This window comes from Mycobacterium sp. (assembly GCF_049280035.1).
In the GTDB taxonomy this organism is placed as follows: Bacteria; Actinomycetota; Actinomycetes; order Mycobacteriales; family Mycobacteriaceae; genus Mycobacterium.
Genome location: NZ_JBAPPI010000155.1, coordinates 1 through 11376, shown reverse-complemented (window position 1 = coordinate 11376; position 11376 = coordinate 1). Strand labels below are relative to the sequence as shown.

Genomic DNA, 11376 nt, shown 5'->3' with positions numbered 1-11376 from the left:
CGGTGAAATCAACATGGCCAGGCGTGTCAATCAAATTGATCTGGTGGTCTTTCCAGAACGTCGTGGTGGCGGCGGAGGTGATGGTGATGCCGCGCTCCTGTTCCTGCTCCATCCAGTCCATGGTGGCGGCGCCGTCGTGCACCTCACCGATCTTGTAGCTGATGCCGGTGTAGTACAGGATGCGCTCGGTCGTCGTCGTCTTGCCGGCGTCGATGTGCGCCATGATGCCGATGTTGCGGACCTTGGTGAGGTCGGTCAGCACGTCCTTCTGTGCCACAGAAGTCTTCCCACTCTTTCGATTGCTTGTCAGTTCGCTGTCAGTTGCCGGCCCCGTCGCCGGCGGTCTCACCAGCGATAATGCGCGAAGGCGCGGTTTGCCTCGGCCATTTTGTGGGTGTCCTCGCGTCGCTTGACGGCGGCCCCGAGGCCGTTGCTGGCATCCAAGATCTCGTTTGCCAGGCGCTCGGTCATCGTCTTCTCGCGACGCTGCCGAGAGAAGCTGACCAGCCACCGCAGCGCGAGCGTGGTGGACCGGTCGGGACGCACCTCGACGGGCACCTGGTACGTGGCACCACCGACGCGGCGGCTGCGCACCTCCAGAGCCGGCTTGACATTGTCCAAGGCCCGCTTGAGCGTGATCACCGGATCGGTGCCGGTCTTCTCGCGGGCTTGTTCGAGCGCAGCATAAACAATGCGCTCGGCGACGGATTTCTTCCCCTTCAGCAGAACTTTGTTGACCAGCTGCGTAACCAATTGCGACCCGTAGACCGGGTCGTTAACGAGCGGGCGCTTCGGCGCCGGTCCCTTGCGCGGCATCAGCTCTTCTCCTTCTTGGCGCCGTAACGGCTGCGAGCCTGCTTGCGGTTCTTGACACCCTGGGTGTCGAGCGAGCCGCGGATGATCTTGTACCGCACGCCCGGTAGGTCCTTCACCCGGCCGCCACGCACCAGCACCATCGAGTGCTCCTGCAGGTTGTGCCCCTCGCCGGGGATGTACGCCGTCACCTCAACCTGGCTGGTCAGCTTGACGCGCGCCACCTTCCGAAGCGCCGAGTTCGGCTTCTTCGGAGTCGTGGTGTACACGCGAGTGCACACACCACGGCGCTGCGGGCTGCCCTTGAGGGCCGCGGTCTTGACCTTGGCGACCTTGTCGCGGCGCCCCTTGCGGACCAGCTGCTGAATGGTTGGCATCTACCGGCTTTCTCTATTGCTGTTCGCTTATCGGTGGTTTCAAGTCTCTGTACTGCAGTTATGCCCTGCCACGGTCCCCCGCGGCCGGGTGTGTCGCATGCGCCCGCCGCCGAACTTTTTCCGTTGCGTCGTGGACATGCGAATTGGCCCGGCGTGCGCGCCTTAAGTGAAGCGCCTTAAGCCGCCAGGCACGAGCAACCACAATACCCGCCGCTGGTCGGGCAGGTCAAAGCGACGGCATTAGCGTCGGGCGCCAGGTTACCTGGCTTATCGGGCGCCGTGTTCGCTGCGGCGTTCCATGCCGGCGGCCAGCCGCAGCACCATGTCCGAGAAGACCGTGTCCGTGTCGACGATGTCGTCCATCACACCGGTCATTTCCAGCAGCACAAACCCGTGCATTGCCGACCAGAATTCCAGCGCCGCATAGAAGGCCTCCTCGCCGTCAAGCCCGTAGGACGCTAACACCGCGATCACCGGAGCCGCCGCGCCCCGGGTGGCGGCGGCGTATTCGGGATCCTCGCCGCCAAGCGGCATCCGGGTGAATGCCGAATACCGGCCCGGGTGGTGGTGGGCGTAACTGCGATAGGCGCTGGCCATGACGAGCACGGCATCGTCGCGGGCCCGTCCCTCGGCGACACGGTTGAGCATGGTGAGAATGTCGTCGATCACCCGCATCCGCACCGTGCGGCGCAGGTCCTCGAGGCTGTCGACGTGGTTGTACAGCGACGGGCCTTTGGTTCCGAGCTGCGTCGCCAGCGCATTGATCGTCAGGGCATCCCAGCCCTCCCGGTCCAGGAAGGTCATTGCGGCGTTGACGATGATGTCGCGGCTCAGCCTGGCTGGGCGGGCCGCAGACTTTGCCCCGGCGCCCGACCGGCCGGCCGGTGGTTCCGGCGCAGCTGGCATGGCGGTCGCCCTTCTGGTTGCATTGACCGGGTTGGTCACCACGGGTTTCTCGATGGTTAATCAGCGAAAAACTCTAGTCTCCCGACAACGCAGGTGCTGGGAACGCCCCGAAGTGGGGGAAGCCCGTCACGGCGCGCGCCGATCCACGTACGCTCTCCTCGAGCAGATCACGCGCCATGGCGAGAGGAGCCCGCGGTGAGATGGACACTCGTATGCCGAGCCTTGGCCGCCTGCGCGATCGCGATCCCGTTCACCGTGGCCGGCGGGGCGCCGACTGGACACGCCAAAAACGGTGATACCCATGTCACCGGGATGGGTGTCGAGCAGACGATCGACTGCAATGGCGCCACGCTTATCGTCGACGGGACCCGCAACACGGTCAACGCGCTGGGGACCTGCTGGGCGGTGACGGTGATGGGCACGGGTCACACCGTCGTCGCCGACAACGTCGTCCACGACATCACTGTCTACGGCTACAACGAGTCGGTTTTTTACAAGAGCGGCCAGCCATTCGTATGGGACCGCGGCCGCGAACTCGGCATGACCAACCGGATCAGCCAGGTGGCGGGGTAAGCAGCATGCGCGCGCACAACACCGACGGCTTGTTCCCACCGGTAGCCGGGGCGCTGGCGCTTTCTGCGGTAGTGCTGGTGCTCGGGATGGCCGGTTGCGCCGGCAAGAACAACACCGCGGTCCCGTCGACATCCTCAGGTGCCTCCCCCACCTCGACGAGCACGACGCCTTCGACGACAAGCACGGGCGCGCAATTCGACATCGGCAACACGATCAACTACGGATCGCTCGGTACGACAACCACTCTCGATTGCGGCGACGGAAAGTCGTTGAACGTGGGCGGATCCAACAACACGCTGACCGTGACTGGCACCTGCGGGACCGTGAGCATCGGCGGCGCGGACAACAAGATCACCATCGACAAGATCGACAAGCACCTCAACGTCGTCGGGCTCAACAACACGATCACCTATAAAGACGGCAACCCCCAGATCGAGAACCTCGGTAGCGGCAACACGATCAACAAGGCCAGCTAGTCCCAACGAAAGCAGTACTCACCGACGTGGCTGCTTGACATGACCTATCGTCGATAGATACTTGCAACGCCGACGAAAAGACCAGGGACGCAGTGACACAACGTCGGTATTCGACTACTGAACATCCCGGCCATCAGCAAGCTGGTTGCCAGGCAGTCACTGGCCGTCGGATGTTCCTTCACCCCGCCGAGCTACTGACCCGCTCGCTATACCGCGGCCGCACCGTGGCGGCCGGCGCCACCCGCAAAGCGTCCCGCGCCTTCCAACGCTTCAGCGGCCACCCGGGAAATGCTGGCGAATTCGTAGTCGATCGCATCTGATTCGGGCATCCCCCACTGGTGCAGCGCCGACAGCCGATCGGATCGCATGCACTGCTGAGGCAGTGCGGCCAGCTCGGCGGCCAGTTGCTCGGCGGCTACCCGGGCCTGCCCTTTGGGCACAACGCGATTGGCCAGACCGATCGCCAACGCCTCGGCGGCGTCGACCGCACGGCCGGTGAGAATCATGTCCATTGCCCGGCTCTGCCCGATCAGCCGTGGCAGCCGGATGGTGCCGCCGTCGATCAGCGGCACACCCCAGCGTCGGCAGAACACCCCGAACACTGCGCCCTCCTCGGCCACTCGCAGGTCGCACCACAACGCGAGTTCCAATCCGCCGGCGACGGCGTGGCCGCTGACCGCGGCGATCACCGGCTTGGACAGCACCATTCGGGTGGGCCCCATCGGGCCGGGACCCGTCCGGTGTACCGCGTTAGCTTCCGGTGTGCCAAACGCTTTCAAATCCGCTCCGGCGCAAAAGGTTCCGTTGTCGCCCCACAACACGGCTACTGAAGCGGTGTCGTCATGATCGAACTCCTCGAACGCCGCGACCAACGCAGCAGCCGTCGGGCCGTTGACGGCGTTGCGGGCCTCCGGCCGGTTCAGGATCACCGTGGTTACCGGCCCATTGCGTTCTACGCGTACCGGATCGCTCATGTCGCCTCCACTAATCGGATACCGTCGCGCCGCTCGGTCAGTTCGGCGGCGAAGTCGTTGTAGGCAGCGCGCAGCCGCGCGCCCGGCCAGTCCGCTGGCAGCAATTCGGCGGGCAACACCGGGTCGGTCAACAGGTGGCGGACAATCCCAGCGGCGACCACGAATCGAGTGGGAACATCGGTGGCCGAAGATATCTCGGCGAGCAACCGGTGGCCGATGCGGGCCCACGACGCCAGGTCCCACAACTGGTCGGCGAGCTCGCCGGGCGCGTCATCGTGGGCCTGCAATATCCGCACCCGGGCACGCAGTTGCCCGTCCTGGTCGAGTTCGAGGTTGTCCGGGCGCATCCACACTCCCTCGCGCAGCTCACCGAAACGCTTGTCGTGCAGCGTGATTCGCAGCGCAGCGCGGGTCCGGGGATCGGTACCGACGCTGGTGACGATCAAGGTGGTCCAGGATCCGTGCCAGGGCCGCAGCTGTGGTCGCATGGCGTCGTCCTGCCTCCGCTGGCGAGCCAGCAGCCGCTCGGAAAGCCGGTAGCCGTCGGCGGACCGGATCAAGTCGCCGGCGCTGGCCATCCGGGTCAATGCGACCCGCAACGTGGTCTCCTTGATGCCGAAGTCGTTCGTGAGCCTTATCAACTCAGCCGCGCTGGCCCACGCCGGATGCGCGCCGAGCAGCACGCTGAGCACCACCGACCGGGCGGTCATGCGGGTTAGCGATTTCGGCATCGTGTCGATCCGTCAGACCTGGGATGCTCGGCGACCGTAATCGCCGAACGGTTCGTCGCGGTGGCGCACTGCATCGCGGAAACCGTGCTCGACGGCGTCGGCGACGAACGCGTGCCCCTCGGGGGTGTGCCGGGCGATACCGTCGAAGACGGTACTGACCATCCTGCTGGTGGCCACGCCCTGTTGTAGCAGCGCCGAATTGAGCGCGAGTTTGACCATGATCAGCTGATTGACCGGCACCGCGGCGATCCGCTCGACCAGGCGCTCGGTGCGCTCGTCTAGGTCCTCGGGATCGGGCGCTTCGACTGCCAGTCCCCACTCGGCGGCTTGTGCCCCGGTGATGCAATCCCCGGTCAACAGAAGGCGTTTGGCGCGCTGGTCGCCCAGTCGGTGCGCCCACAACCCGGCGGCCGGCACCCCCCAGACCCGGGTGGGCGGGTAGCCGATCTTCGCGTCGGATGCGGCGATCAACTGGTCGGCGTGCAGGGCGATGTCGGTGCCGCCGGCCACACAGTAGCCATGGATCTTGACCACCGTCGGCTTGTCCGCGTGCATCAGGCTGGAAAAGCCACGAACGAAACGGCTCATCATCTGGTAGTCGATCATCGGGTCCCACGGCTGATCCGGTAAGTGGTTGACCGCCTGGGTCTTACCGTCCAGCACAGTCTCGCTGTAAGCGCCGGTGCCGCCGGCTGAGCCGGTGCCGTCGGCGTAGGCGCTCAGGTCGAAGCCCGCGCAGAAGCCCTCACCCCGCCCGGAGACCAGGATGACGTGCACGTTCGGATCCAGATCGGCACGCTCCACCAACGCCGACAACTCCAGCGGAGTATCAGCGATGATCGCATTGCCCTTCTCGGGACGGTTGAAGGTAATCCGCGCAACCCGGTCGGTGACCTCATAGGTCATCGTCTTCAAATTGTCGAAGTCGACCGGTCTGATCGCGTGCGTCATGAGCGCCGCTCTCCCCCGCAAGCGGGAGGTGCCCCCACCCCATCGCTTCGCTCTGCATCGTCGCCGGCGCGCGTCATCCCTTGATCATTGCCCGCTCGAGGATCGGCGCGAGATCCAGCCCGGCGGGCATGGTTCCGAACGCGCCGCCCCACTGCCCGCCGAGGCGGGTCGCCAAGAACGCCTCGGCAACTGCGGGATGTCCGTGGCGCGCCAGCAGCGAGCCCTGCAGCGCCAGGCAGATGTCCTCGGCGACCTTGCGGGCCCGGTAGGCGATCGTTTCGAAGTCGCCAAGCTGGGAGCGCAGCCGTTGGATGTGGGCGTCCAACCGCGCATCCTGGCCCGCGCTTTTGGCGAGCTCGTCAAACAGAACGTCGACACATTCTGGACGAGTTGCCATGGCGCGCAAGGTATCCAGCGCGCTGACATTGCCAGAGCCTTCCCAGATACCCATCAGCGGCGCCTCACGGTACAGTCGCGGCATACCGGAATCCTCGACGTAACCGTTGCCGCCCAGGCATTCCAGCGCCTCCGCCGCGTGCGGGGTGGCGCGCTTGCACACCCAGTACTTGCTGGCCGCCAGTCCGATCCGGCGCAGCAGCGCTTCCGTCTGGTCTCCCCGGATGGCGCTGTCGGTGGCGCCGGCCATTCGCATCGCCACCATGGTGGCGGCCTCGGCCTCAACGGCGAGGTCTGCCAACACATTACGCATCAGCGGTTGGTCAATCAGATACTCGCCGAACGCCTTGCGGTGCTGGGCGTGATGGACGGCGTGGGTCAGCCCGGTGCGCATGCTGGTGGCGCTGCCCAGCGCGCAGTCCAGCCGGGTCAGGTTGACCATCTCGATGATGGTCGGCACACCCCGGCCCTCCTCGCCGACCAGCCATGCGGTGGCACCGTCGTACTCGACCTCGCTGGACGCGTTGGCATGGTTGCCGAGTTTGTCCTTCAGCCGCTGCAGCAGCATCCGGTTGCGGCTGCCGTCGGGCAGCACCCGTGGCAAAAAAAAGCAGGACAGTCCGCCCGGCGCCTGCGCGAGCACCAGGAACACGTCGCACATCGGCGCCGAGGTGAACCACTTGTGGCCGTTCAGCCTGTACGTGCCATCGGCGTTGCGGGTGGCCTGGGTGGTGCCGGCGCGGACATCGGAGCCGCCCTGCTTTTCGGTCATCGACATGCCCGCGGTGAGCCCGGGCTTTGTCGCTGGCACCTTGAGCTCCGGGTCGTAGAGCCGGCTGGTCAGCAGCGGCTGGTAGATCGCGGCGAGCTCCGAGTTGAAGCGCAGCGCAGGAACGACGGCGTAGGTCATCGAAATCGGGCACATGTGGCCGGGTTCGGCGGTCCACACGCTGGTCTTGGCCGCGCGCACCACGTGCGAACCCGGCCGGTCGTCGGCCCACGGTGCGGCGTGCAGGCCGTGCTCGATCGCGGTGCGCATCAGCTCGTGGTAGGCGGGGTCGTACTCAACCTCGTCGACGCGGTGGCCGTAGCGGTCGTGGATGCGCAGGATGGGCCGGTTGCGGTCGGCCAGCTCGCCCCAGCGTTGCGTCTGCTTGGACCCGGAAATCGCACCGACCGTGGTCACCTCGTCTAGGCCCCATTGCCCGCCTTCGCGGATCAGCGCCTCGACGAGCACCGGGGAGGTTGCCGGGTTGTGCTCCTCTAGTGGCGGGACCTGGTTGGTGACGACATGAGTATCTGGCATGCCGCCAATGTTACATTTTTTCTACAGTCGCACAAGACGTGTAATGCTCAGCGGGGATGGGCGGCGAAGAATTGCCAGAGCTTCTCGGTGGCGAAGCCGGGCCACTGGTGGCCGCCGCCGTCGACGGTGATCAGCACCACGCCGCGATTGTCGGGGCATCCGGCGGTCGATGTGGTGATCGAACCGCTCGTCGTGGCGGCCGGGGCACCGCAGTGATCGACGTTGCGCCAGAACGCGTCGACATTCGGCGCCGACGGTCCATTGATGTGTGCCACGCCCTCCCCCGGACCGCCGCCGTAGCGAATCAGGCGATCGGCAGTGCCGTGAATATGCATGACCGACATCGGATGCGGAGACCGGCACTGGTTCAGCTGCGTTCCGGCCACCGGGCCGATCGCGGCGAAAATACCCGTCTCGCACGCCAGCGTGTAGGACATGATGGCGCCGTTGCTCATACCGGCGGCATAGACACGGGAACTGTCGACGCTGAGGTTCTTGCCGATGTCGGCGACGGCCGCCGTGATGAACCCGACGTCGTCGATGCCCTCCTTTGCGGGCCGGCCGCAGCAGCCGCCGCCGTTGACGTTCCAGGCCCGGTTCAGACCATCCGGATAGGCCACGACGAACTTGGACGAGTCCGCCAATTCGTCCCAGCCGTACGACTTTTCCGCCTGTGCGCCGCTACCGAAGCCACCATGCAGCATGACCACCAGCGAGGCGGATGGGGGTAGGCCTTTCGGCTTGTATAGCCGGTAGCTGCGGTCATGTCCGCTGACGCTGATCGTGTGCACGCTGGTGCCGTCGACGAACCCCGACGGCTTGGCCGCGTCCCTGCCGAAGCAGCCCGCGATGACCAGTACAACGCCGAGAACCGCGACGACCCGCGACACCGATAGCATTACGTTTCGAATCAGCCCAGGTGCTCACGCAAAAACGCGATGTCGTCCTTGCGGCCTTCGTCGGCCGTTTCGCAGATCACCGGTGCGTCCGCGGCCTTGACCACCGCCACCAACAACTCGGGATCGATCTGCCCGGTGCCGAAGTTGGCGTGTCGGTCGCGGCCCGAGCCCGCCGAGTCCTTGGAGTCGTTGCAGTGCACCAGGTCGATGCGGCCGGTGATGCCTTTGATCCGGTCGACCGCGTCGACCAGCCCTTCGCCCGCCGCCCAGGCATGGCAGGTGTCGAGGCAAAAGCCAATCCCGTTGTCGCCGATGTGATCCCAGAGCCGACCAATGGTGTCGAAGTGGCGAGCCATTGCGTGATCGCCGCCGGCGGTGTTCTCCAGGTAGACAGGAACCTCGGTCTGCAGTTGGTCGAGCGCCTTGCGCCAGCGTCCAAAACCTTCGTCGAGGTCGCTGCCTTCGGCGACGTGGCCACCGTGCACGATCACCGCGGCAGCGCCGATCTCGGCGGCTGCGTCGCAGGTGTCCTGCAAGATCTTGCGCGACGGGATCCGCACCCGGTTGTTCGCCGACGCGACATTGATCAAGTACGGCGCGTGCACGTAGATCGGTAGGGCCGCGGCTTTGAGCGCTGCGGCGTCGTCGCGCGGCTTGGGCGCCTTCCAGCTCTGCGGGTTGCCGAGGAAAATCTGGACCACATCGGCGTTTTCGGCCGCAGCTGCGGCCAGCGGATCCTGCGGACTGACATGTGAACCGATTAGCACGTCGGCCAGTCTAGTAAGCGGTGCGGACGACGTGAGCGTCACGCCAGAGTGACGTTGGAACGCCGAAGCCACGCCAGCGTGACACTCGACGGGCACGAAAAAGCCCCGGGCGAAACCCGGGGCTTTTTCGATTGTTGACTTACCTTCGATTGTCCGACTCCTCAGCGGCTCGTGCCTCGCCGCATCGTCGTCGAACTACCGATAGTCGGAGTAGCCGTAGTCGTCCAACGGAACCGCAGCCCCGGTGGCCTGGCCGAAGTCCGGGCTGTAGTACTGATCCTCGTAGGACGGGATCGTGTACGCCGCGGCCCGGGCCTCCTCGGTCGGCTGAACCTGGATGTTGCGGTAGCGGTTGATGCCGGTACCGGCCGGGATCAGCTTTCCGATGATCACGTTCTCCTTCAGACCCTGCAGCTTGTCGCTGCGGCAGTTGATCGCCGCATCGGTCAGCACTCGCGTGGTCTCCTGGAACGACGCCGCGCTCAGCCACGAGTCGGTGGCCAGCGACGCCTTGGTGATACCCATCAGCACCGGGCGGCCTGCGGCGGGCTCGCCGCTCTCGGCCACCACGCGACGGTTCTCCGCCTCGAAATCCGCGCGGTCGATCAGCGAGCCGGGCAGGAACTCCGTCGAGCCCGAGTCGATGATGGTCACCCGGCGCAGCATCTGCCGGACGATCACCTCGATGTGCTTGTCGTGGATCGACACACCCTGCGCCCGGTAGACCTCCTGGACTTCCTTGGTCAGGTGGATCTGCACCTCGCGGGGGCCCTGCACCCGCAGCACCTCGTGCGGGTCGGCGGAGCCTTCCATCAGCTGCTGGCCCACCTCGACGTGGTCGCCATCGGTGAGCAGCCGCTCAGAGCCGTCCTCGTGCTTGAACACCCGCAGGCGTTGCCGCTTGGAGAGCTTGTCGTAGACCACTTCCTCGCCGCCGTCGTCGGGGACGATGGTGATCTTGTAGAAGCGCTCGCCCTCCTCCAGACCCACCCGTCCGGTGACGTCGGCGATTGGCGCCTTGCCGCGCGGCACCCGGGCCTCGAACAGCTCCTGCACGCGGGGCAGACCACCGGTGATGTCCTCACCGACACCGCCCTGGTGGAAGGTGCGCATGGTCAGCTGCGTGCCGGGCTCGCCGATGGACTGGGCGGCCACGATACCGACGGCTTCGCCGATGTCGACCAGTTTGCCGGTGGCCATCGAGCGCCCGTAGCAGGTCGCGCAGACGCCGGTGCCGGTCGTGCAGGTCAGCACCGAACGCACCTTCACCTGCGTGATACCGGCGGCCAGCAGCGCGTCGATCTCCGGGTCGCCGAGGTCGTGCCCGCGCGCGACGACGACATTGCCCTTCTCGTCGACGGCGTCGGTGCCCAATGTCCGCGCGTACGCCGAGGTTTCGATGAACGGGTCGCGGATCAGCGTGCCGTCGGGCTGACGCTCAGCCAGCTCGACGTTGATGCCGCGCTCGGTGCCGCAGTCGGCCTCGCGGACGATGACGTCTTGCGACACGTCGACCAGGCGACGGGTCAGATAACCCGAGTCGGCGGTACGCAACGCGGTGTCCGCCAGACCCTTTCGGGCGCCGTGGGTGTTGATGAAGTATTCCAACACCGTCAGTCCCTCACGGAACGAGGACTTGATCGGCCGCGGGATGAATTCACCCTTCGGGTTGGTCACCAGACCCTTCATGCCGGCCAGCGTGCGGGTTTGGGTGAAGTTACCGGTGGCACCGGAGTCGACGATCGTGATGATCGGGTTGTCGCTCGGGTAGTGCTCGCGCAGCGCTTCACCCACCTCGTCGGTGGCTTCCTTCCAGATCTCCACCAGCGCCTCGTTGCGCTCGTCGTGGTTCAAAGCACCACGCTGGAACTGCTTTTCGACCTTGTCGGCGCGCTCCTCATAAGCATCGAGGATTTCCTGCTTGCCCGGTGGCACCAGCACGTCGGCCATCGAGACCGTCACACCCGAGCGGGTGGCCCAGTAGAAGCCGGCGTCCTTGAGCTTGTCGACGGTCTGCGCGACCACGATCATCGGGCAGCGCTCGGCCAGGTCGTTGATGATCGCCGCCTGCACCTTCTTGTGCATCTGCTTGTTCACGAACGCATACCCGACGGGCAGCAGCTCGTTGAAGATCACCCTGCCCAGCGTGGTTGAGGCAATCCAGGAATCGCCTGGGTGCCAACCGTTTTTGCCGAACAGCTCGGTCT

12 protein-coding genes and 1 pseudogene are annotated in these 11376 nt (G+C 65.7%); 2 read left to right on the top strand and 11 right to left on the bottom strand.

Going from position 1 to position 11376, the window contains the following annotated elements; translation table 11 throughout:
• The 4 genes from WAN71_RS05045 to WAN71_RS05030 all read right to left on the bottom strand — a co-directional run.
• On the bottom strand, nt 1-277 hold a 277-nt coding region (locus WAN71_RS05045; protein WP_422224277.1), incomplete at its 3' end, for a GTP-binding protein.
• A gap of 68 nt (nt 278-345) precedes the next feature.
• A complete protein-coding gene (gene rpsG / locus WAN71_RS05040; RefSeq protein WP_422224276.1) occupies nt 346-816 on the bottom strand; it encodes a 30S ribosomal protein S7 in 471 nt (156 codons plus the stop codon).
• Nucleotides 816-1190: a 30S ribosomal protein S12 gene (rpsL, locus tag WAN71_RS05035; RefSeq protein WP_007767794.1), complete on the bottom strand. Its 375-nt coding sequence runs from the start codon at nt 1188-1190 to the stop codon at nt 816-818. The genes rpsG and rpsL overlap by 1 nt, the downstream gene beginning before the upstream one ends.
• Before the next feature lie 267 nt (nt 1191-1457).
• Complete coding sequence (locus WAN71_RS05030; RefSeq protein WP_422224275.1) at nt 1458-2096, bottom strand: TetR/AcrR family transcriptional regulator; 639 nt, start codon at nt 2094-2096, stop codon at nt 1458-1460.
• Nucleotides 2097-2291: 195 nt separating this feature from the next.
• Between WAN71_RS05030 and WAN71_RS05025 the strand changes: the two genes are divergently transcribed.
• Nucleotides 2292-2669 (top strand): DUF3060 domain-containing protein, encoded by a 378-nt coding sequence (locus WAN71_RS05025; RefSeq protein ID WP_422224274.1) that lies wholly within the window; start codon nt 2292-2294, stop codon nt 2667-2669.
• A gap of 5 nt (nt 2670-2674) precedes the next feature.
• The gene (locus WAN71_RS05020; RefSeq protein WP_422224273.1) at nt 2675-3145 is read left to right on the top strand and encodes a DUF3060 domain-containing protein; all 471 of its coding nucleotides are present in this window, start codon (nt 2675-2677) and stop codon (nt 3143-3145) included.
• Between the two features lie 206 nt (nt 3146-3351).
• Here WAN71_RS05020 and WAN71_RS05015 read toward each other — a convergent pair whose 3' ends face one another.
• From WAN71_RS05015 to WAN71_RS04985, 7 genes and pseudogenes are all read right to left on the bottom strand, one after another.
• Nucleotides 3352-4119, bottom strand: a complete 768-nt coding sequence (locus tag WAN71_RS05015) for a crotonase/enoyl-CoA hydratase family protein (RefSeq protein ID WP_422224272.1) — start codon at nt 4117-4119, stop codon at nt 3352-3354.
• A complete protein-coding gene (locus WAN71_RS05010) occupies nt 4116-4850 on the bottom strand; it encodes a PaaX family transcriptional regulator C-terminal domain-containing protein (RefSeq protein ID WP_422224271.1) in 735 nt (244 codons plus the stop codon). The genes WAN71_RS05015 and WAN71_RS05010 overlap by 4 nt, the downstream gene beginning before the upstream one ends.
• A 12-nt stretch (nt 4851-4862) precedes the next feature.
• Complete coding sequence (locus WAN71_RS05005; protein ID WP_422224270.1) at nt 4863-5801, bottom strand: crotonase/enoyl-CoA hydratase family protein; 939 nt, start codon at nt 5799-5801, stop codon at nt 4863-4865.
• 73 nt (nt 5802-5874) lie between these two features.
• Nucleotides 5875-7503 (bottom strand): acyl-CoA dehydrogenase family protein, encoded by a 1629-nt coding sequence (locus tag WAN71_RS05000; protein WP_422224269.1) that lies wholly within the window; start codon nt 7501-7503, stop codon nt 5875-5877.
• A gap of 47 nt (nt 7504-7550) precedes the next feature.
• Entirely contained in the window at nt 7551-8393 is an 843-nt protein-coding gene (locus WAN71_RS04995) for an alpha/beta hydrolase family esterase (RefSeq protein WP_422224268.1), read from the bottom strand.
• A gap of 20 nt (nt 8394-8413) precedes the next feature.
• Nucleotides 8414-9169, bottom strand: coding sequence for a deoxyribonuclease IV (locus WAN71_RS04990; RefSeq protein WP_422224267.1), 756 nt, complete (start codon nt 9167-9169; stop codon nt 8414-8416).
• Nucleotides 9170-9364: 195 nt separating this feature from the next.
• Nucleotides 9365-11376: pseudogene (locus WAN71_RS04985) on the bottom strand (DNA-directed RNA polymerase subunit beta'); the annotation flags it as partial.

What these genes read in the sequence shown, in the direction of transcription:
- WAN71_RS05010 (WP_422224271.1), bottom strand. Translation starts at nt 4,850, where the DNA reads ATGCCGAAATCGCTAACCCGCATGACCGCCCGGTCGGTGGTGCTCAGC.
- WAN71_RS05020 (WP_422224273.1), top strand. Translation starts at nt 2,675, where the DNA reads ATGCGCGCGCACAACACCGACGGCTTGTTCCCACCGGTAGCCGGGGCG.
- WAN71_RS05005 (WP_422224270.1), bottom strand. Translation starts at nt 5,801, where the DNA reads ATGACGCACGCGATCAGACCGGTCGACTTCGACAATTTGAAGACGATG.
- WAN71_RS05030 (WP_422224275.1), bottom strand. Translation starts at nt 2,096, where the DNA reads ATGCCAGCTGCGCCGGAACCACCGGCCGGCCGGTCGGGCGCCGGGGCA.
- rpsG (WP_422224276.1), bottom strand. Translation starts at nt 816, where the DNA reads ATGCCGCGCAAGGGACCGGCGCCGAAGCGCCCGCTCGTTAACGACCCG.
- WAN71_RS05015 (WP_422224272.1), bottom strand. Translation starts at nt 4,119, where the DNA reads ATGAGCGATCCGGTACGCGTAGAACGCAATGGGCCGGTAACCACGGTG.
- WAN71_RS05000 (WP_422224269.1), bottom strand. Translation starts at nt 7,503, where the DNA reads ATGCCAGATACTCATGTCGTCACCAACCAGGTCCCGCCACTAGAGGAG.
- rpsL (WP_007767794.1), bottom strand. Translation starts at nt 1,190, where the DNA reads ATGCCAACCATTCAGCAGCTGGTCCGCAAGGGGCGCCGCGACAAGGTC.